Consider the following 20,618-nt stretch of genomic DNA (forward strand, 5'->3'; position numbering starts at 1 on the left):
ATGCTACAATGCTTGCCCTCGAATGTTAACCTCCGGAGCCCTTCGTGTCCTCATTGCCGGTTGCCGCAATTCTTCCCGAACTTCTTTCCGCCCTGCAGCAGGCGCCGCAGGTGTTGCTTAATGCGCCTACCGGCGCGGGTAAATCAACCTGGCTGCCGTTACAGATCCTCGCCGACGGCAACATTGATGGCCGGATTATACTGCTGGAGCCGCGGCGGCTGGCGGCACGTAACGTCGCTCAGCGTCTGGCGGAGCTACTGGGAGAAAAACCGGGAGAAACGATAGGCTACCGGATGCGCGCTGAAAGCTGCGTAGGGCCAAATACCCGCCTGGAAGTGGTCACCGAAGGGATCTTAACCCGCACTTTGCAGCACGATCCGGAACTTTCCGGCGTGGGGCTAGTGATCCTCGATGAATTTCATGAACGTAGCCTGCAGGCTGATTTGGCGCTGGCGTTGTTGCTGGACGTCCAGCAGGGGCTGCGTGACGATCTCAAGTTGCTGATCATGTCGGCGACGTTGGATAACGATCGTCTGCAGCGTCTGTTGCCGGAGGCGCCGGTGGTGGTTTCCGAAGGGCGCGCGTTCCCGGTTGAACGTCGCTTTGCGCCGCTGGCGAGCCATCAGCGTTTTGCCGAAGCGGTAGCGATCGCCGCCGCGGATCTGCTGCGTGAGGAGCAGGGCTCGATGCTGTTATTCCTGCCCGGCGTTGGCGAAATTCAGCGCGTACAGGAACAATTGAGCGAGCGTGTAGCCAGCGATGTGCTGTTATGTCCGTTATACGGTGCGCTGCCGCTGAGCGAACAGCGCAAAGCGATTCTCCCGGCGCCTGCCGGGATGCGCAAAGTGGTGCTGGCGACTAATATCGCTGAAACCAGTTTGACGATCGAAGGCATTCGCCTGGTGGTCGACAGCGCTCAGGAACGGGTCGCGCGCTTCGATCCGCGCACCGGCCTGACCCGGCTAATCACCCAGCGGATAAGCCAGGCGTCAATGACCCAGCGCGCCGGTCGAGCCGGGCGTCTGGAGCCGGGGATCTGCCTGCATCTGCTGGCGAAAGAGCAGGCGGAGCGCGCGGCGGCGCAGAGCGAGCCGGAAATTCTGCAAAGCGATCTGTCGGGGCTGCTGCTGGAGTTGCTGCAGTGGGGCTGCCGCGATCCGGCCGAGCTTCGCTGGCTGGATCTACCGCCGGCGATCAATCTGGCGGCGGCGCGGCGTCTGTTGACGGCGTTATCGGCGTTGGAGGGCGAACGCCTTTCGGCTCACGGGCGCAAAATGGCGACGCTGGGTAACGACCCTCGTCTGGCGGCCATGCTGACAGCGGCCGATTCCGCGGATGACGCGGCGACGGCGGCGAAACTCGCCGCTATTCTTGAGGAGCCGCCGCGCGGCGGCAGCAGCGATTTAGGCGCCGCGTTTGCGCGCCAGCAGGGCAACTGGCAGCAGCGGACGCAGCAGTTATTGAAGCGACTGGCCAGCCGCGGCGGTCAGCCTGATGCTGAGCGGATGGCGGCGTTGCTGGCCCCAGCGTTTGCCGACCGGATTGCCCGTCGACGCGGCCAGGAAGGGCGCTATCAGTTGGCTAACGGCATGGGGGCGATGCTGGATGCCGATGACGCGCTCGGGCGTCACGAATGGCTAATTGCGCCGCTGCTACTACAGGGCAGTTCGGCACCCGATGCGCGAATTTTGCTGGCGCTGCCGCTGGATATTGATCAACTGGTGGCGCAGCGTCCTGAGCTGATACAACGCTCCGATACCGTGGAGTGGGATGAAGCGCAGGGGACGCTAAAAGCCTGGCGGCGTAGCTGCATTGGCCAGCTGGTGATAAAAACTCAGCCGTTGGCGAAACCGTCGGAAGCGGAGCTGCATCAGGCAATGCTCAACGGTATTCGCGATAAGGGGCTCGGGGTATTGAACTGGACGCCGGAGGCTGAACAACTGCGCCTGCGGCTGCACTGCGCCGCGCAGTGGCTGCCGGAAGCGGACTGGCCCGCCGTTGATGACGCATCGCTGTTAGCTTCGCTGGAGGCGTGGCTGTTGCCGCAGATGACCGGGGTGCATTCGCTTCGGTCGCTCAAGGCGGTAGACCTGCGGCAGGCGCTGCAAAACTGGCTGCCGTGGACGTTACGCCAGAAGCTGGATAGCGAGCTGCCGACCCATTACACGGTGCCGACCGGCAGCCGTATCGCTATTCGTTATCATGAAGATAACCCGCCGGCGCTGGCGGTACGGATGCAGGAGATGTTCGGCGAGGCGGCGACGCCGCGCATTGCCGAAGGACGGGTTCCCCTGGTGCTGGAGTTACTCTCGCCGGCGCAGCGACCATTACAAATTACCCGGGATTTAAGCGCCTTCTGGCAGGGGGCATACCGCGAGGTGCAAAAAGAGATGAAAGGGCGCTATCCGAAACATGTCTGGCCGGATGACCCGGCGAACACCGCCCCCACCCGGCGGACGAAAAAATACTCCTGAGGCGCCGCGCCCTTGCTGTGGGCGTGGTTCCGAAAATCGCTGGCCGCAGTCACGCGGCGCAACATTTATGTTATTAAAAAACATCATATTTTACCGTTTATCGCGTTTTACGGTTGTAAAATGCTGGTTAAGAATGGCGCGGATTAGTGCTATTCTCTGTGGCCTGGACATTTCGTGCTATGTCCGGAGATATTCTTCAGCTTAAACAGATAATTATATGATTTGTTTAATGAATTATTCTTCGAAGATGATATGAAAGACGTCGGCCGCGGCAGCGTGGCGGGTGTGAAATTGAGAGATATCTTCTTCCTCCTGCAGGGGGAAGTATTGAGAATCAGGCCTTTACGCCTGAAAGTTGCGGAGAAAAAGCATGGCGGGAGATGACCGCGAGCCTATCGGACGTAAAGGGAGACCTTCACGCCCGACAAAACAAAAAGTCACCCGTCGCCGGGTCCGGGAAGAGGACTACGACGATGATTACGATGACGATTATGAGGATGAACGACCAATGCCGAAGAAAGGAAAGGGCAAAGGCAACAAGCCTCGTCGTAAGCGCAGCTGGCTGTGGCTGCTGGTTAAGCTGGGGATTGTCTTTGCGGTAATTATTGCCGCCTATGGCGTCTACCTCGACCAGAAAATTCGCAGCCGTATTGATGGTAAAGTCTGGGAACTGCCGGCGGCAGTGTATGGCCGGATGGTCAACCTTGAGCCGGATATGCAGATCAGCAAAAACGAGATGGTGCGCCTGCTTAATGCGACCCAGTACCGTCAGGTCAGCGCAATGACGCGTCCTGGCGAATACACCGTACAGGCTAACAGTATCGAAATGATCCGCCGTCCGTTCGATTTCCCGGATAGCAAAGAGGGGCAGGTGCGCGCGCGTCTGACCTTCGATGGCGATCATCTGGATACCATCGAGAATATGGATAACAACCGTCAGTTCGGTTTCTTCCGTCTCGACCCGCGCCTGATCACCATGCTGCAGTCGGCGAACGGCGAGCAGCGCCTGTTCGTGAAGCGCAGCGGTTTCCCGGATCTGCTGGTGGATACGCTGCTGGCGACCGAAGACCGCCACTTCTATGAGCATGACGGCATCAGCCTGTACTCAATGGGCCGCGCGGTGCTGGCGAACCTGACGGCGGGGCGTACGGTGCAGGGGGCGAGTACCCTGACCCAGCAGCTGGTGAAGAACCTGTTCCTGTCCAGCGAGCGCTCCTACTGGCGTAAGGCCAACGAAGCCTATATGGCGCTGATTGTTGACGCCCGTTACAGCAAGGATCGTATCCTTGAGCTGTATATGAACGAGGTGTACCTCGGTCAGAGCGGCGATAATGAAATCCGCGGCTTCCCGCTGGCGAGCCTGTACTACTTTGGCCGCCCGGTAGAAGAGCTGAGCCTCGATCAGCAGGCGCTGCTGGTCGGAATGGTCAAAGGGGCGTCAATCTATAACCCGTGGCGTAACCCGAAACTGGCGCTGGAGCGGCGTAACCTGGTGCTGCGTCTGCTGCAGCAGCAGAATATTATCGACCAGGAGCTGTACGATATGCTGAGCGCGCGTCCGCTGGGCGTGCAGCCGCGCGGCGGGGTGATTTCACCGCAGCCGGCGTTCATGCAGATGGTGCGCCAGGAGCTGCAGGCGAAACTGGGCGATAAAGTGAAAGATCTCTCCGGCGTGAAGATCTTTACCACCTTTGACCCGGTGGCTCAGGATGCGGCGGAAAAAGCGGCCATTGAAGGGATCCCGGTGCTGAAGAAACAGCGTAAGCTGCCGGATCTGGAAACCGCCATGGTGGTGGTCGATCGCTTTACCGGTGAAGTCCGGGCGATGGTCGGCGGCGCGGAGCCGCAATTTGCCGGCTACAACCGCGCGATGCAGGCGCGTCGTTCGATTGGTTCGTTGGCAAAACCGGCCACTTATCTGACCGCGCTGAGCCAGCCGAACCAGTATCGCCTGAATACGTGGATTGCCGATGCGCCGGTGACGATTCGCTTGTCGAACGGCCAGACCTGGTCGCCGCAGAACGACGATCGCCGCTTTAGCGGTCAGGTGATGCTGGTGGATGCCCTGACCCGTTCGATGAACGTGCCGACGGTTAACCTCGGGATGTCGCTGGGGCTGCCGGCGATCACCGATACCTGGCAGAAGCTGGGCGTGCCGAAAGACCAGTTGAATGCGGTACCGGCGATGATCCTCGGCGCCCTTAACCTGACGCCAATCGAAGTGGCGCAGGCATTCCAGACCATCGCCAGCGGCGGTAACCGCGCGACGCTGTCGGCGCTGCGTTCCGTGATTGCTGAAGATGGTACGGTGCTGTACCAGAGCTACCCGCAGGCGGAACGCGCCGTTCCGGCGCAGGCGGCCTATATGACCCTGTGGACCATGCAGCAGGTGGTGCAGCGCGGTACCGGCCGTCAGCTTGGTGCCAAATATCCTGGCCTGCATCTGGCGGGTAAAACCGGGACCACCAACAACAACGTGGATACCTGGTTTGCCGGTATCGATGGCAGCCAGGTGACGATTACCTGGGTTGGCCGCGATAACAACCAGCCGACCAAGCTGTACGGGGCCAGCGGCGCGATGTCGATTTATCAGCGCTACCTGGCTAACCAGACCCCGACGCCGCTGGCGCTGACGCCGCCGGAAGACGTGGTGGATATGGGCGTGGACAGCAATGGTTACTTCCAGTGCAGCGGCGGTATGCGTACGCTGCCGGTGTGGACCACCTCGCCGGATGCGCTGTGCCGTCAGGGCGAAGCCCTGCAGCAACAGCAGCAGCAACAACAGGAAGCCAATAACCCGTTCAACCAGTCCGGGCAGCAGCAGCCTGCTAACCAACCGCAGCAGCAACAGCAGCAACCTGCGAAGCAGGAGAAGAGCGATGGCGTTGCCGGTTGGATTAAAGATATGTTTGGCGGCAACTAAAACCGTTTAAGCCGAACGTCTGAACAGCCCCTTAATACGAAGGTATTAGGGGGCTTTTTTATTGCAGGCATCTGCGTAACACCGTGATAACTCCTTAATAACCGTCTGGTTATTTATTAATCCCTTGGCGCTTCCTGCCCGGCATAGCGCTTGCCTTAGATTCCGCGTTTCGCCTATTATGTCACCCGTCATAATAATAATTCTCGTTTACGTTATCATTCACTTTCATCAGAGATATACCAATGGCGCGTCTTAAAACTGCTCAGCCAAATCACTCGCTGCGTAAAATCGCAGTCGTAGTAGCCACGGCGGTTAGCGGCATGTCTGTTTATGCACAGGCTGCGGAACAACCGAAAGAAGAAACCCTCGTCGTTACCGCGGCGCCCGCCAGCCAGGAAAGCGCCTGGGGGCCGGCCCCGACTATCGCGGCGAAGCGTTCCGCCACGGCGACCAAAACCGATACTCCCATTGAAAAAACGCCGCAGTCTATCTCCGTGGTGACCCGCGAAGAGATGGACATGAAGCAGCCGGCAACGGTTAAAGAGGCGCTCTCTTACACGCCGAGCGTTTTCTCCACTCGCGGTAGCTCGACCACCTATGATGTGGTCACCATTCGTGGATTCACCACCTCCAGCACGGTGAACACCAACCAGTATCTGGATGGCATGAAGCTGCAGGGTAACAACTACTCTGAAGTCTCCATGGATCCGTATTTCTTGGAACGCGTGGAAGTGATGCGCGGGCCAACCTCGGTGCTGTACGGCAACAGCAACCCGGGCGGTATCGTCAGCATGGTCAGCAAGCGTCCGACCACCGAGCCGCTGAAAGAAATCCAGTTTAAGATGGGCACCGATAACCTGTGGCAAACCGGTTTCGACTTCAGCGATGCCATTGATGATGACGGCGTGTGGTCATACCGCCTGACCGGATTAGGCCGCAGCCAGGATGCGCAGCAGCAGATGGCGAAATCGACCCGTTACGCCATCGCTCCGTCCTTCAGCTGGCGTCCGGATGATAAAACCGATTTCACCTTCCTGAGCAACTTCCAGAATGACCCGGATGCGGGTTACTACGGCTGGCTGCCGCGCGAAGGCACCGTGGTGCCGTATTACGATGCCAACGGTAAGGCGCACAAGCTGCCGACCGACTTCAACGAAGGCGAGTCCGATAACAAGATGGCGCGCCGTCAGCAGATGGTTGGCTATAGTTTCTCCCACCAGTTCGATGACACCTTTACCGTGCGTCAAAACCTGCGCTATGCCGATGTGCATACGCTGTATCGTTCGGTCTATGGCTATGGTTATCAGGAGCCTGGTAAAATCCAGCGCAACTATGTTCGTTCCGATGAGCACCTGAATACCTTTACCGTTGATACGCAACTGCAGTCTGATTTCGCCACCGGCGCGGTGAACCACACGCTGCTGACCGGCGTGGACTACTCGCGGATGCGTAATGACGTTGACGCGGACTACGGTACGGCCGATGCCATTAGCATGAGTAATCCGCAGTACGGCAATCCAAATATTGTGCTGAACTCCAAATATGCTGTGCTTAACCGTATGGAGCAGACGGGCCTGTACGCGCAGGATCAGATGGAATGGGATAAATGGGTGATGACCTTAGGCGGCCGTTACGATTACGCGACTACGTCTACCTTCACCCGTTCCACCAGCAACATGGCGGAGAATCACGACCAGCAGTTCAGCTGGCGCGGCGGGATCAACTATCTGTTCGATAACGGCATCTCCCCGTACTTCAGCTATAGCGAATCGTTCGAACCGGTATCTGGCTCAGGCCTCAACGGTAAACCATTCGATCCCTCACGCGGCAAGCAGTATGAAGCCGGCGTGAAATACGTGCCGAAAGATATGCCGGTGGTGGTGACCGCGGCGGTCTATCAGCTGACCAAAGATAAAAACCTTACAGCGGATCCCAACGACACCAGCGGTTTTTTCAGCGTGCAAACCGGCGAAATCCGCTCCCGCGGCTTTGAGCTGGAGGCGAAAGCGGCGGTCAATGCCAATATCAACCTGACTGCGGCTTACAGCTATACCGATGCCGAATACACTCACGACACCGTCTTCGAAGGCAAGCGTCCGGCGGAAGTGCCGCGTAATATGGCCTCGCTGTGGGCGGATTACACCTTCCACGAAACCGCGCTTAGCGGGTTGACGATTGGCGCGGGCGCGCGTTATATCGGCTCAACGGTGAGTTATTACAAGAATGTTGAAGGGAAGAAAAATGATTCCTTCAATGTGGCCGGTTATGCGCTGATGGATGCGACGGTGAAATACGATCTGGCGCGCTTTGGTCTGCCGGGGTCTTCGGTCGGCGTCAACGTCAACAACCTGTTTGACCGCGAATATGTCTCCAGCTGCTATAGCGAGTACGCATGCTACTGGGGAGCGGAACGTCAGGTTGTTGCTACCGCAACCTTCCGCTTCTAACTACTCACGGGCGCGGTTCGCCGCGCCCAATATCAGGTTGTTGCTATGCAGGAACAGACTCCGTACTCTGAAACGACGTTTGCGTTAAATCGCGTGACCTTTCGCGTGCCTGGCCGCACGCTGCTTCATCCCCTTTCGTTGACCTTCCCGGCAGGAAAAGTCACTGGCCTGATAGGCCATAACGGTTCCGGCAAATCCACGTTACTGAAAATGCTTGGCCGCCATCAGCCGCCTTCCGAGGGCGATGTGCTGCTTGACGGCCAGCCGCTGGACAGCTGGAGCAGCAAGGCGTTTGCCCGCAAAGTGGCCTATCTGCCGCAGCAACTGCCGGCGGCGGAAGGGGTGACGGTGCGCGAACTGGTGGCGATTGGTCGCTATCCGTGGCACGGCGCGCTGGGGCGCTTCGGCGCGGCGGATCGCGAAAAAGTAGAAGAGGCCATTGCGCTGGTGGGGCTGAAACCGCTGGCGCATCGGCTGGTGGACAGTCTTTCCGGCGGCGAACGCCAGCGTGCGTGGATCGCCATGCTGGTGGCGCAGGATAGCCGCTGTTTGCTGCTCGATGAACCGACGTCGGCGCTGGATATCGCCCATCAGGTCGATGTGCTGGCGCTGGTGCATCGTCTCAGCCAGCAGCGTGGTCTGACGGTGATCGCGGTCCTGCACGATATTAATATGGCCGCCCGCTATTGCGATTATCTGGTCGCGCTGCGCGGCGGCGAAATGATCGCCCAGGGGACGCCCGCGGAGCTGATGCGCAGCGAAACGCTGGAGCAAATCTACGGCATCCCGATGGGGATCCTGCCGCACCCGGCGGGCGCAGCGCCGGTAAGTTTTGTCTATTGATGGAAAATTCGAACTTCTTCTCACGTCGACGCCTGTTGACGGCAATGGCGCTGTCGCCGCTGCTGTGGCAGATGCGCGGCGCGCAGGCGGCGAACGTTGACCCGCAGCGCGTCGTCGCGCTGGAGTGGCTGCCGGCCGAACTGCTGCTGGCGCTCGGCGTTACGCCCTACGGCGTGGCCGACATTCCCAACTATAACCTGTGGGTGAATGAACCGGCGTTGCCCGCCTCGGTGATAGATGTCGGCCTGCGCACTGAACCCAATCTTGAGTTGCTGACACAGATGAAACCGTCGTTTATCGTCTGGTCAGCAGGCTATGGCCCGTCGCCGGAAAAGCTGGCGCGTATCGCGCCCGGTCGCGGTTTCACCTTCAGCGACGGCAAACGGCCGCTGGCGATGGCCCAGCGTTCGCTGCGGGAAATGGCCGACCTGCTGGGTAAGCAACAGCAGGCGAAGCGCCATCTGGCGGAGTTCGACGCGTTGATGGAAAGCCTGCGTCCACGATTTGTCGACCGTGACGATCGTCCGCTGCTGATGATTTCGCTACTTGATGCTCGCCATGTACTGGTATTCGGCGAGAACTGCCTGTTCCAGGAAGTGCTCGATCGCTTTGGCATCAAAAACGCCTGGCACGGCGAAGCGGCATTCTGGGGCAGTATCACCGTAGGCATCGATCGGCTGGCGGAATTTAAAGAGGCCGATGTTATCTGTTTCGATCATGGCAACGATCGGGAGATGGCCCAACTGATGGCGACCCCGCTGTGGCAGGCGATGCCTTTCGTGCGTGCGGGGCGTTTCCAGCGTCTTCCGGCGGTGTGGTTCTATGGCGCGACGCTGTCGGCGATGCATTTCGCCCGCGTACTGGCCGATGCGCAGGGGAGGGCAGTATGAACGCGCGTTTCTCGCCGTTAGCTATGATCCTGCTGGCCGTACTGCTGGTTGCCGCTTTCGCGCTGAGCATCGTCAACCTTCAGGTGGCTTTACCTTACGCGCAGTGGCATCAGGCGCTGTGGCAGCCGGATAGCGATAATATCGCCCAGATGCTGTTCCATTACAGCCTGCTGCCGAGGCTGGCTGTATCGCTGCTGGTCGGCGCCGGGCTGGGACTCGTTGGCGTACTGTTCCAGCAGGTACTGCGTAACCCGCTGGCGGAGCCGACCACGCTCGGCGTCGCCACCGGCGCGCAGCTCGGAATGACGGTGACGACGCTATGGGCGATCCCCGGCGTGCTGGCGTCGCAGTTTGCCGCGCTGGCTGGCGCTTGCCTGGTCGGCGCGCTGGTGTTCGGCGTCTCGTGGGGCAAACGTCTATCGCCGGTGACGCTGATTCTGGCCGGTCTGGTGGTGAGTCTCTATTGCGGCGCGGTCAATCAACTGATGGTGATTTTCCATCACGACCAGCTGCAAAGCATGTTCCTGTGGAGTACCGGTACGCTGACGCAGACCGACTGGAGCGTGGCGCAGCGCCTGTGGCCGCAGCTGCTTGGCGGCGCGATGTTGACGCTGCTGTTGTTACGCCCGTTAACGTTGATGGGGCTGGATGATGGCGTGGCGCGGAATCTCGGGCTGGCGCTCTCTCTGGCGCGCCTTGGCGTCTTGACCCTGGCGATAGTAATAAGCGCGCTGCTGGTCAACGCGGTCGGTATTATCGGCTTTATCGGTCTGTTCGCGCCGCTACTGGCGAAAATGCTCGGCGCCCGCCGCCTGCTATCGCGGCTGGTGCTGGCGGCGCTGCTTGGCGCGCTGATCCTGTGGCTTTCCGACCAAATTATTCTCTGGCTCAGCCGGATATGGCGAGAAGTGTCTACCGGGTCAGTCACCGCGCTGATTGGCGCGCCTTTATTACTGTGGCTGCTGCCGCGGCTGCGGCTGCGTAGCATCAGCGCGCCGGTGATGAATGGCGGCGATAAAGCGCTGATTGAGCGCCGCAACGTGCAGTGGTTCGCGCTGGGCGGACTGGCGCTGATGTTGTTGGCGGTAACCGCCGCGCTGACCTTTGGCCGTGATGCGCAGGGGTGGCAATGGGCCAGCGGCGATCTGCTGGAGCAATTGATGCCCTGGCGCTGGCCGCGGGTATTCTCGGCGCTGTTTGCCGGGGTGATGCTGGCCGTCGCGGGTTGTATTATTCAACGCCTGACCGGTAACCCGATGGCCAGCCCGGAAGTGCTGGGTATCAGCTCCGGCGCGGCGTTCGGCGTGGTGTTGATGCTGTTCTTCGTGCCGGGCAACGCTTTTGTCTGGCTGCTGCCAGCCGGCAGTCTTGGCGCGGCGGCGACGCTGCTGGTCATCCTGGTCGCCGCCGGGCGCGGCGGATTCTCGCCGCACCGGATGCTGCTGGCGGGGATGGCGCTAAGTACCGCCTTCACCATGCTATTGATGATGCTACAGGCCAGCGGCGATCCGCGAATGGCGCAGATCCTGACATGGATGTCCGGTTCGACTTATAGTGCGACGCCTGAGATGGTGCTGCGTAGCGGCGTGGTAATGCTGGCGCTATTGGCGCTGGCGCCGCTCTGTCGCCGCTGGCTGACCATCCTGCCGCTCGGCGGCGAGGCGGCGCGAGCGGTAGGGATGGCATTGACGCCATCGCGTATTGGGTTGCTGCTGCTGGCGGCGAGCCTGACGGCAACGGCGACGCTAACCATTGGGCCGTTAAGTTTTGTTGGCCTGATGGCGCCGCACATTGCGAGGATGATGGGCTTTCGCCGGACGATGCCGCATATGGTCATTTCCGGGCTGATTGGCGGGATGCTGCTGGTGTTCGCCGACTGGTGCGGGCGAATGATCATGTTCCCCTACCAAATCCCGGCAGGGCTGTTATCGACGTTTATCGGCGCGCCGTATTTTATCTATTTATTAAGAAAGCAGAGCCGCTAACGATCCCGATGGCCTCAACATCCCCGGTAGCGCTAGCGCTTACCGGGGCTACAGCGTTGTGCGATTTGGTAGCCCGGACAAGGCGCAATGCGCCGCCTCCGGGAAAATCCCCGGTGGCGCTAGTGCTTACCGGGGCTACAGCGCTGTGCGATTTGGTAGCCCGGATAAGGCGCAATGCGCCGCCTCCGGGAAAATCCCCGGTGGCGCTAGTGCTTACCGGGGCTACAGCGCTGTGCGATTTGGTAGCCCGGATAAGGCGCAATGCGCCGCCTCCGGGAAAATCCCTGCGCCACCAGGCATTCAAGTACCTTACAGTTTGGCAAACATCCGACGCGCGGCATCGATAGTGTTGTTGATATCCGCTTCGCTATGGGCGATGGACATAAAGCCGGCTTCAAACGCCGACGGGGCGAGGTAAACCCCTTCTTCCAGCATCAGGTGGAAGAAACGCTTGAAACGTTCAACATCGCACTTCACCACATCCTGATAGCAGGTGACGGTTTCGGCTTCGGTAAAGAAGATGCCGAACATGCCGCCGACATTATTCACCACCAGCGGGATCCCGGTTTCGCGCGCCGCGTTCAGCAGGCCATCCGCCAGTTGATTGGTCAGCTCGGTCAGGGTTTCATGCACGCCCGGCTGCGCCACTTCGCTTAAGCAGGCGAAGCCTGCGGCCATGGCGATAGGGTTGCCTGACAGCGTACCGGCCTGGTATACCGGACCGGTCGGCGCCAGCGCGTCCATGACCTCGCGGCGACCGCCGAAAGCGCCCACCGGCATACCGCCGCCGATGATTTTACCCAGACAGGTCAGATCCGGCTCCACGCCGTAATAAGATTGGGCGCCCGCCAGCGCGACGCGGAAGCCGGTCATCACTTCGTCAATTATCAGCAACGCGCCAAACTCGTCGCACAGCGCGCGCAGGCCCGGCAGGAACTCCGGCTGCGGCGGAATGCAGTTCATATTGCCGGCCACCGGTTCGACGATGATACAGGCGATATCCTGCGGATATTGTTCAAACGCCGCGCGTACCGAGGCAAGATCGTTATAGGTACAGGTCAGAGTATGCTTAGCGAAATCCGCCGGTACGCCCGGCGAGTTCGGCTGGCCGAGAGTCAGTGCGCCGGAGCCGGCTTTCACCAGCAGGCAGTCGGCGTGACCGTGGTAGCATCCTTCGAACTTGATGATTTTGTCGCGGCCGGTGAAGCCGCGCGCCAGGCGAATGGCGCTCATGGTGGCTTCGGTGCCGGAGTTTACCATGCGCACCATATCCATGGTCGGCACCAGTTCAGTAACCAGTTCCGCCATTTTGACTTCCATTTCGGTTGGCGCGCCGAAGCTTAACCCGCGCTCTGCCGCTTCAATCACGGCGTTACGAATGGCCGGATGGTTGTGACCCAGCACCATTGGGCCCCAGGAACCGACATAATCGATATAAGCTTTACCATCGACATCGTACAGGTAGGCGCCATCCGCACGTTCAATAAACAGCGGGGTGCCGCCGACGCCAGTAAAGGCGCGGACCGGCGAGTTGACGCCGCCGGGGATAAGTTCGCGGGCGGCGTTATACAGATTTTCAGATTTGCTCATGGCCAGGATCCTGGTTCGTGAATAAAGTTATCGGGCTATTCTAAGTTATTCCATGAAGGTTATGAAAGTTTTGCCCAATTGAAACATTAAGCGGACGAAACAATTTTTTGGCGACGCGCGGCGCGGAGGCGGCTAGAATGCCTCTCTTCTCATTTGTATTACCAATAAATGATAATGGCATGAAAGCAGAAACTCCCTCTTTTGAAGCACATCAGTTTGTTCGCGTGCGCCGTAGCGATGCGGTCCGCCGTTTGATTCAACGCGACAAAACGCCGCTGGCGGTATTGTTGATGGCGGCGGTGGTCGGCACGCTGGCCGGGCTGGTGGGCGTGGCGTTTGAAAAGAGCGTGAACTGGGTGCAGAACCAGCGAATTGGCGCCCTGGTGCAGGTGGCGGACCACTGGTACCTCGTCTGGCCGCTGGCCTTCATTCTGTCGGGGCTGCTGGCGATGGTTGGCTATTTTCTGGTGCGCCGCTTTGCGCCGGAGGCCGGCGGTTCCGGGATCCCGGAAATCGAAGGCGCGCTGGAAGAGTTGCGTCCGGTACGCTGGTGGCGCGTGCTACCGGTAAAATTCATCGGTGGTATGGGGACGCTGGGCGCCGGGATGGTGCTGGGGCGCGAAGGGCCGATGGTGCAGCTTGGCGGCAATATCGGGCGTATGGTGGTGGATGTGTTTCGTCTGCGCAGCCCGGAAGCGCGGCACACGCTGTTGGCCACCGGCGCGGCATCAGGCCTCTCCGCGGCCTTCAACGCGCCGCTGGCGGGCATCCTTTTTATCATCGAAGAGATGCGCCCGCAGTTCCGCTACAATCTGATTTCGATTAAAGCCGTGTTTACCGGCGTGATCATGTCGAGCATCGTGTTTCGTATTTTTAACGGCGAAGGGGCGATTATCGAAGTCGGCAAGTTAAGCAATGCGCCGGTGAATACCCTGTGGCTGTATCTGGTGCTGGGCATGATCTTTGGCTGTTTCGGGCCATTGTTTAATGCTCTGGTGCTGCGGACGCAGGATATGTTCCAGCGCTTCCACGGCGGCAATATCAAAAAATGGGTGTTGATTGGCGGGCTTATCGGCGGCCTTTGCGGCCTGCTGGGTCTGATGCAGCCAACGGCGGTAGGCGGCGGTTTTAACCTTATCCCCATCGCCGCTGCCGGTAACTTCTCGGTTGGGCTGCTGCTGTTCATCTTTATTGCTCGCGTCATTACCACGCTGCTGTGCTTCTCTTCCGGCGCGCCGGGAGGGATTTTCGCCCCGATGCTGGCGCTGGGGACGCTGCTGGGAACGGCATTCGGCATGGCTGCCATCCCGCTGTTTCCCTCCTATCATCTGGATGCCGGTACCTTCGCTATCGCCGGGATGGGGGCGTTGCTGGCGGCTTCGGTACGCGCGCCACTCACCGGAATTGTGCTGGTGCTGGAGATGACCGATAACTATCAGCTCATTTTGCCAATGATTATTACCTGCCTTGGGGCAACACTATTGGCGCAGTTCCTCGGAGGTAAGCCTTTGTATTCGACCATTCTGCAGCGTACCCTGGCGAAACAGAAGGCCGAAGAGGCGGCGAAAGCGCAGCAGGTACCCCGGGAGAATACTTGAACGATTTACCAGGGTATTAGATAATGGCTCAAAAGGTCCGGTTATTCTTTAATCGGCCGGAAGTATCAATGGGAGCAAAAAATGAGTGATGACGTAGCGTTGCCGCTGGAATTTACCGAAGCCGCAGCGAATAAAGTAAAACATCTGATTGCGGATGAAGATAATCCGAACCTGAAACTGCGCGTGTACATCACCGGCGGCGGTTGCAGCGGTTTCCAGTATGGCTTCACCTTTGACGATCAGATCAACGAAGGCGATATGACCATCGAGAAACAGGGCGTCGGCCTGGTGGTTGACCCGATGAGCCTGCAGTATCTGGTTGGCGGCGCCGTCGACTATACCGAAGGCCTGGAAGGTTCACGTTTCATCGTGACTAACCCGAACGCGAAAAGCACCTGCGGCTGCGGCTCCTCGTTCAGCGTTTAACGCAAGCGAATCCAGCTCTCTCCCACAAAGAGAGCGGCAAACACGAAAAACGGTAACCATCAGGTTACCGTTTTGCTTTTATGACCGTCCGTTATCATCTAACGCAAAGGTCGGTAGCTTCAGGTGCCAGCGAATCGCCGCCAGGCGTATTACCAGCGTCACCATCATGCCTAACATCGCCGAGTTTTCCAGCGACAGTTGAAAGGTATAGTGTGCCGTCGCGTGTACGATACCGCCGACAATGCAGGCGGTGGCGTAGATTTCGGTGCGCAGAATCATCGGAACTTCTCGCGCCAGTACGTCGCGGATAATCCCGCCTCCGACGCCGGTGACCACGCCCATGCAGATAGCTACCAGCGGGCCGGTATGGGCAATAAAGGCTTTATTCACGCCGATGCCGACAAACACCGCCAGGCCGACGGCATCCAGCACCGGCAGTACCCATTTCGGCATGCGCCGCGGCTGGCGGACCAGTAGAATCGTTAACATACTGGTGACCATCGCTACCACCAGATCGGTCGGATCCTTTACCCAGAACACCGGGCCATTGGCCAGCGCCATATCGCGGATAGTCCCGCCGCCCACGGCGGTAACCACGCCTAATACCAGCACCCCGAAAGGGTCCATGCGTAATTTTCCTGCCAGCAATACGCCGGAGATAGCAAATACGGCTGTGCCAATAATATCCAGCCAATAGACAAGCATCGTCAGTTCCCGCTAAAAGCCTGCTGCCAGGCGGTTATTTTACCTGCTCAAGCGCAGTACAGAGTTGTTTTGCGGCAAGGATAATACGTGGGCCCGCGCGTTCAAACCAGTCGCTATGTAAGGCGATGAGCGAAATTGTGAGCTGATTTTGCCAATAGCGGTCCACGGCGGGAATTTTATCAGGATCGCCGGTGATGACGATCGCCTGCGGATGCCGTGACAGCACCTGTTCGCGGCTGACCTGCGGCCAGGGAACGCGGCTGGCGGCAAAAATATTTTCCCCACCGCACAGGCTCAATACTTGATTCTGGATCGAGGCGCTGTTGCTGGTGAACAGCGGGTTGGCGCCAAACTGCAGAAATACGCGTTTTTTCGGCGCGTTGGCATAGCGGGCTTTTAGCGCAAGGTAATCGTCTTGCATCTTCTGGGCAGCCTGACGAGCTGTTTCCGGCTGTGGGCTCCACGGCGCTAGCATCTGCAGAGCATGGATGATTTGCTCAATCGAACCGGTTTCAACCCAGATAACTTTGATTCCCAGCGAACTGAGCTGATTCACCTGGCGTTCGGCATTGCCGCCGCGCCATGCCAGCACCAGATCGGGCTTCAGAGCGACGATACGTTCAAGGTTCATTCCCTGCCAACTGGCGACTTGTTCGATTTTCGCCGCGGCGGGAGGGTAGTCGGAATAACTGCTGACGCCGACCGGCGTAATGCCGGCAGCAAAGGCCAATTCGGTGTTGGCCGGGGAGAGCGTCACCACCCGCGGCGCGGCGAAAAGCCACGCCGGGGCGAGTAACAGCAGGGCGGTTAACGCCTTCTGTAGCGACTTAGCCACGCGCCAGGTTCTGCACCAGGTTTTCCACCATCAGGGTGGACTGCTTGGCGGCGACGGCGAGGAACTCGTCGAAGCTAAGATGCGACTGCTGGTCAGCGACGTCAGAGATTGCGCGCACCACCACAAAGGGAATGCTGAAGTTATGGCAGACGTGGGCGATGGCGGTCGCTTCCATTTCTACGGCAACGGCCTGCGGGAAGTTGTGGCGGATTTTCGCCAGCCCTACCGAGCCGTTGATGAATGCGTCGCCGCTGACGATCAGCCCACGAACGGCGTTGAGATTCAGCGCCTTAATGCAGGTTTCCGCGGCGGCAATCAGTTTGTCATCAGCTTTGAAACCTGCCGGACAGCCAGGTAGTTGGCCGTATTCGTAGCCGAACGCGGTGACGTCGGCATCATGATAACGCGCTTCGTCAGAGACCACGATGTCGCCGACTTTCAGCGTCGGCGCCAGACCGCCCGCGGAACCGGTATTGATAATCACATCCGGCTTGCAGCGCTCCAGCAACAGGGTGGCGCCCATGGCAGCTGCTACTTTACCAATGCCGGATTTCAGCAGAGCAACCTCGGTACCGTGAAGTTGGCCGGTATAGATTTCGCTACCGCCGATAGAGATAGTCTGGCGGTTCTCGATTTTGTCGCGCAGAAGGGTAACTTCTTCTTCCATGGCGCCAATAATGCCAATTTTCATAGATTTACTCGCGATGTGTCAGGATTAGCTGCATAGTCTATCATGCGCTTAAGGGGAAGCGTATTGCTCGCGCGGGAGAGGCTATGGCAAATATTGATTTTCGCAACAAGATTCACTGGCGTCGGCGCTACCGTTCGCCGCAGGGTGTAGAGACGGAACGCGAGATCCTGCGGGTGTTTGAAAGCGATCGCGGGCGCATTATCAATTCACCGGCCATCCGGCGCCTGCAGCAAAAAACCCAGGTCTTTCCACTTGAGCGTAACGCGGCGGTCCGCACCCGACTCACCCATTCGCTCGAAGTCCAGCAGGTCGGGCGCTACATCGCCAAAGAGGTGCTAAGCCGCCTGAAAGAGCAAAAGCTGCTGGAATGTTACGGTCTGGATGAACTGAGCGGCCCGTTTGAAAGCGTGGTGGAGATGGCCTGCCTGATGCACGATATCGGCAATCCGCCATTTGGCCATTTTGGCGAGGCGGCAATTAACGATTGGTTCAGCAAACGGCTGGCGCCGAAAGATGCCGCCAGCCAGCCGTTAAGCCAGGATCGCTGCCAGGTTGACGCGCTGCGTCTGCACGATGGCGAAGGGATGCTCAACGAACTACGGCGTAAGGTGCGTCAGGATTTGTGCTGCTTTGAAGGCAATGCTCAGGGCATCCGTCTGGTGCACACGCTGATGCGTATGAACCTGACCTGGACCCAGGTCGGCTGCATTCTGAAATATACGCGGCCGGCGTGGTGGCGGGGAGAGACGCTTGCCAGCCATAGCTACTTAATGAAAAAACCTGGTTATTATTTAGCCGAAGAAGAGTATATCGCGCGGCTGCGTAAAGAATTGGATCTGGCGCCTTACAATCGTTTTCCATTAACGTGGATTATGGAAGCTGCCGATGATATCTCATATTGCGTTGCTGACCTCGAAGATGCGGTAGAAAAACGAATATTCAGCGCGGAGCAATTGTATCAGCATCTCTATGACGCGTGGGGCACTCATGAAAAAGGATCATTGTTCGCCCAAGTTGTAGAAAACGCGTGGGAGAAATCGCGCGCAAATTCACTGAGCCGCAGCACTGAAGATCAGTTCTTTATGTATTTACGGGTTAATACGTTGAATAAACTGGTGCCTTATGCGGCGCATCGGTTTATCGAAAACTTACCGGCTATTTTTAGCGGCGATTTTAATCATGCGCTGTTAGAGGACGACAGCGATTGTAGTCAGCTACTTGAACTTTATAAAAACGTCGCCATAAAACAGGTGTTTAGTCATCCTGATGTTGAACAGCTGGAATTGCAGGGCTACCGGGTTATCAGCGGGCTGCTGGATATCTACGAGCCGTTACTGAAATTATCGCTGGAGGAGTTCAGCCAATTGGTGGAACAAGATCGGGTACGCAGTTTGCCTATTGCTTCGAGGTTGTTCCAGAAACTTTCGACCCGACATCGGTTGGCTTATGTGGAGGCGGTAAATAAGCTTTCGCGCGATACCGAAGAATATCCCGTGCTGGAGTATTATTACCGCTGTCGATTGATTCAGGACTATATCAGCGGAATGACGGATTTGTATGCGTGGGATGAATATCGCCGTCTGATGGCGGTGGAATAAGTCTGAGTTTTGTAAAGACGGACAATAAATTTTTACTTTTACCGAAACTTAACTCTGGAACTTCGCGCTATAAAATGACTCTGAGAGTGCGTACACAGCAACTTTTTCGTTATCCGAAATTTGAAATTGAGATTGAAACCTATGAAAAAAACCACGTTAGCAATGAGTGCTCTGGCTCTGAGTTTAGGTCTGGCGTTGTCCCCGCTCTCTGCGAGCGCGGCTGAAACGGCTTCCTCGGCGACCACTGCGCAGCAGATGCCGAGCCTGGCGCCGATGCTGGAAAAAGTGATGCCGTCTGTGGTGAGCATCAACGTCGAGGGCAGCACGACTGTTAACACGCCGCGGATGCCGCGTAACTTCCAGCAATTCTTCGGTGACAACTCGCCGTTCTGCCAGGATGGTTCGCCATTCCAGAGCTCTCCATTCTGTCAGGGCGGCGGCCAGGGCGCCCCTGGCGATAACGCGCAGCAGCAGAAATTTATGGCGCTCGGTTCCGGGGTAATTATTGATGCGGCCAAAGGCTACGTGGTGACCAATAACCACGTGGTCGATAATGCCACCACCATTAAAGTTCAGCTGAGCGATGGCCGTAAGTTCGATGCGAAAGTCGTCGGTAAAGATCCGCGCTCCGACATCGCGCTGATTCAAATTCAGGATCCGAAAAACCTGACGGCGATTAAGCTTGCCGACTCTGACGCGCTGCGCGTCGGCGACTACACCGTGGCGATCGGTAACCCGTTCGGCCTCGGCGAAACCGTGACTTCCGGTATCGTCTCCGCATTGGGCCGCAGCGGCCTGAACGTGGAAAACTATGAAAACTTCATCCAGACCGATGCGGCTATTAACCGCGGTAACTCCGGCGGCGCGCTGGTGAATCTCAACGGTGAACTGATCGGTATCAACACCGCAATCCTTGCTCCGGACGGCGGCAACATCGGTATCGGCTTTGCTATTCCGAGCAACATGGTGAAAAACCTGACCGAGCAGATGGTCAAGTTTGGCCAGGTGAAACGCGGCGAACTGGGGATCATGGGTACCGAGCTGAACTCCGAGCTGGCGAAGGCAATGAAAGTTGATGCCCAGCGCGGCGCGTTTGTAAGCCAGGTGATGCCGGGCTCTGCGGCGGCGAAAGCGGGTATTAAAGCTGGCGACGTGATTACCACCCTGAACGGCAAGCCGATCAGCAGTTTCGCGGCGCTGCGTGCGCAGGTCGGTACGATGCCTATCGGCAGCAAAGTCGAGCTGGGCCTGCTGCGCGACGGCAAGCCGGTCAACGTTACCGTTGAACTGCAGCAGAGCAATCAGAACCAGGTTGACTCCAGCAGCATCTTTAACGGCATTCAAGGCGCGGAAATGAGCAACAAGGGCCAGGACAAAGGTGTGGTGGTGAGCAACGTGAAAGCGGGCACGCCGGCGGCGCAGATTGGTCTGAAGAAAGGCGACATCATTGTCGGCGCTAACCAGCAGCCGGTGAAAAACATCGCTGACCTGCGCAAAATCTTCGATGCAAAACCGTCCGTACTGGCGCTGAATATTCAGCGTGGTGATACCTCTATCTACCTGCTGATGCAATAATCTATCAGCGCGCATAAGCCCCTTTCCCGTGCCGGGAA

At 58.3% G+C, this 20,618-nt stretch carries 14 protein-coding genes; 10 read left to right on the forward strand and 4 right to left on the reverse strand.

Annotated elements, in window-relative coordinates; all coding sequences use genetic code 11:
• Positions 1–44: 44 nt before the first annotated feature.
• The 6 genes from hrpB (at position 45) to fhuB (ending at position 11,562) form a co-directional block, all read left to right on the forward strand.
• Complete coding sequence (gene hrpB, locus EAE_RS11745) at positions 45–2,474, forward strand: ATP-dependent helicase HrpB (RefSeq protein ID WP_015704428.1); 2,430 nt, start codon at positions 45–47, stop codon at positions 2,472–2,474.
• Positions 2,475–2,844: 370 nt separating this feature from the next.
• Entirely contained in the window at positions 2,845–5,397 is a 2,553-nt protein-coding gene (mrcB, locus tag EAE_RS11750; RefSeq protein ID WP_047079357.1) for a bifunctional glycosyl transferase/transpeptidase, read from the forward strand.
• A 242-nt stretch (positions 5,398–5,639) separates the two neighbouring features.
• Positions 5,640–7,844 (forward strand): ferrichrome porin FhuA, encoded by a 2,205-nt coding sequence (fhuA, locus tag EAE_RS11755; protein ID WP_015704432.1) that lies wholly within the window; start codon positions 5,640–5,642, stop codon positions 7,842–7,844.
• 45 nt (positions 7,845–7,889) lie between these two features.
• Entirely contained in the window at positions 7,890–8,687 is a 798-nt protein-coding gene (gene fhuC / locus EAE_RS11760; RefSeq protein ID WP_015704433.1) for a Fe3+-hydroxamate ABC transporter ATP-binding protein FhuC, read from the forward strand.
• Positions 8,687–9,577 carry a Fe(3+)-hydroxamate ABC transporter substrate-binding protein FhuD gene (gene fhuD, locus EAE_RS11765; RefSeq protein WP_015704434.1) on the forward strand — a complete coding sequence of 297 codons (891 nt, stop codon included), beginning with the start codon at positions 8,687–8,689 and terminating at the stop codon, positions 9,575–9,577. The genes fhuC and fhuD overlap by 1 nt, the downstream gene beginning before the upstream one ends.
• Positions 9,574–11,562 (forward strand): Fe(3+)-hydroxamate ABC transporter permease FhuB, encoded by a 1,989-nt coding sequence (gene fhuB / locus EAE_RS11770; RefSeq protein ID WP_015704435.1) that lies wholly within the window; start codon positions 9,574–9,576, stop codon positions 11,560–11,562. The genes fhuD and fhuB overlap by 4 nt, the downstream gene beginning before the upstream one ends.
• Before the next feature lie 309 nt (positions 11,563–11,871).
• Here fhuB and hemL read toward each other — a convergent pair whose 3' ends face one another.
• A complete protein-coding gene (gene hemL, locus EAE_RS11775; RefSeq protein ID WP_015704436.1) occupies positions 11,872–13,152 on the reverse strand; it encodes a glutamate-1-semialdehyde 2,1-aminomutase in 1,281 nt (426 codons plus the stop codon).
• Positions 13,153–13,331: 179 nt separating this feature from the next.
• On the opposite strand from hemL, the gene clcA reads away from it, so the two are divergent.
• Together clcA and erpA are read left to right on the forward strand one after the other, a co-directional pair.
• Complete coding sequence (gene clcA, locus EAE_RS11780) at positions 13,332–14,750, forward strand: H(+)/Cl(-) exchange transporter ClcA (protein WP_015368182.1); 1,419 nt, start codon at positions 13,332–13,334, stop codon at positions 14,748–14,750.
• A gap of 81 nt (positions 14,751–14,831) precedes the next feature.
• Positions 14,832–15,176, forward strand: coding sequence for an iron-sulfur cluster insertion protein ErpA (gene erpA / locus EAE_RS11785; protein ID WP_015368181.1), 345 nt, complete (start codon positions 14,832–14,834; stop codon positions 15,174–15,176).
• A gap of 78 nt (positions 15,177–15,254) precedes the next feature.
• Here erpA and EAE_RS11790 read toward each other — a convergent pair whose 3' ends face one another.
• Genes EAE_RS11790 through mtnN form a run of 3 tightly spaced genes read right to left on the reverse strand, consistent with a single transcriptional unit; the run spans position 15,255 to position 17,407 of the window.
• Positions 15,255–15,881 (reverse strand): TRIC cation channel family protein, encoded by a 627-nt coding sequence (locus EAE_RS11790; RefSeq protein ID WP_015704437.1) that lies wholly within the window; start codon positions 15,879–15,881, stop codon positions 15,255–15,257.
• A gap of 34 nt (positions 15,882–15,915) precedes the next feature.
• Positions 15,916–16,716: a vitamin B12 ABC transporter substrate-binding protein BtuF gene (gene btuF, locus EAE_RS11795; RefSeq protein WP_015704438.1), complete on the reverse strand. Its 801-nt coding sequence runs from the start codon at positions 16,714–16,716 to the stop codon at positions 15,916–15,918.
• Entirely contained in the window at positions 16,709–17,407 is a 699-nt protein-coding gene (gene mtnN / locus EAE_RS11800; RefSeq protein ID WP_015704439.1) for a 5'-methylthioadenosine/S-adenosylhomocysteine nucleosidase, read from the reverse strand. Before mtnN ends, btuF begins: the two co-directional genes overlap by 8 nt.
• 83 nt (positions 17,408–17,490) lie before the next feature.
• On the opposite strand from mtnN, the gene dgt reads away from it, so the two are divergent.
• Together dgt and degP are read left to right on the forward strand one after the other, a co-directional pair.
• Positions 17,491–19,005, forward strand: a complete 1,515-nt coding sequence (gene dgt, locus EAE_RS11805) for a dGTPase (RefSeq protein ID WP_015704440.1) — start codon at positions 17,491–17,493, stop codon at positions 19,003–19,005.
• Between the two features lie 141 nt (positions 19,006–19,146).
• Positions 19,147–20,580, forward strand: coding sequence for a serine endoprotease DegP (degP, locus tag EAE_RS11810; protein ID WP_015704441.1), 1,434 nt, complete (start codon positions 19,147–19,149; stop codon positions 20,578–20,580).
• Positions 20,581–20,618: the final 38 nt, after the last annotated feature.

It is taken from the genome of Klebsiella aerogenes KCTC 2190 (genome assembly GCF_000215745.1).
Classification (GTDB): Bacteria; Pseudomonadota; Gammaproteobacteria; order Enterobacterales; family Enterobacteriaceae; genus Klebsiella; species Klebsiella aerogenes.

Coding starts and splice junctions, on each gene's coding strand:
- mrcB (WP_047079357.1), top strand. CDS start 2,845: ATGGCGGGAGATGACCGCGAGCCTATCGGACGTAAAGGGAGACCTTCA.
- fhuA (WP_015704432.1), top strand. CDS start 5,640: ATGGCGCGTCTTAAAACTGCTCAGCCAAATCACTCGCTGCGTAAAATC.
- fhuC (WP_015704433.1), top strand. CDS start 7,890: ATGCAGGAACAGACTCCGTACTCTGAAACGACGTTTGCGTTAAATCGC.
- fhuD (WP_015704434.1), top strand. CDS start 8,687: ATGGAAAATTCGAACTTCTTCTCACGTCGACGCCTGTTGACGGCAATG.
- fhuB (WP_015704435.1), top strand. CDS start 9,574: ATGAACGCGCGTTTCTCGCCGTTAGCTATGATCCTGCTGGCCGTACTG.
- hemL (WP_015704436.1), bottom strand. CDS start 13,152: ATGAGCAAATCTGAAAATCTGTATAACGCCGCCCGCGAACTTATCCCC.
- clcA (WP_015368182.1), top strand. CDS start 13,332: ATGAAAGCAGAAACTCCCTCTTTTGAAGCACATCAGTTTGTTCGCGTG.
- erpA (WP_015368181.1), top strand. CDS start 14,832: ATGAGTGATGACGTAGCGTTGCCGCTGGAATTTACCGAAGCCGCAGCG.
- EAE_RS11790 (WP_015704437.1), bottom strand. CDS start 15,881: ATGCTTGTCTATTGGCTGGATATTATTGGCACAGCCGTATTTGCTATC.
- mtnN (WP_015704439.1), bottom strand. CDS start 17,407: ATGAAAATTGGCATTATTGGCGCCATGGAAGAAGAAGTTACCCTTCTG.
- dgt (WP_015704440.1), top strand. CDS start 17,491: ATGGCAAATATTGATTTTCGCAACAAGATTCACTGGCGTCGGCGCTAC.
- degP (WP_015704441.1), top strand. CDS start 19,147: ATGAAAAAAACCACGTTAGCAATGAGTGCTCTGGCTCTGAGTTTAGGT.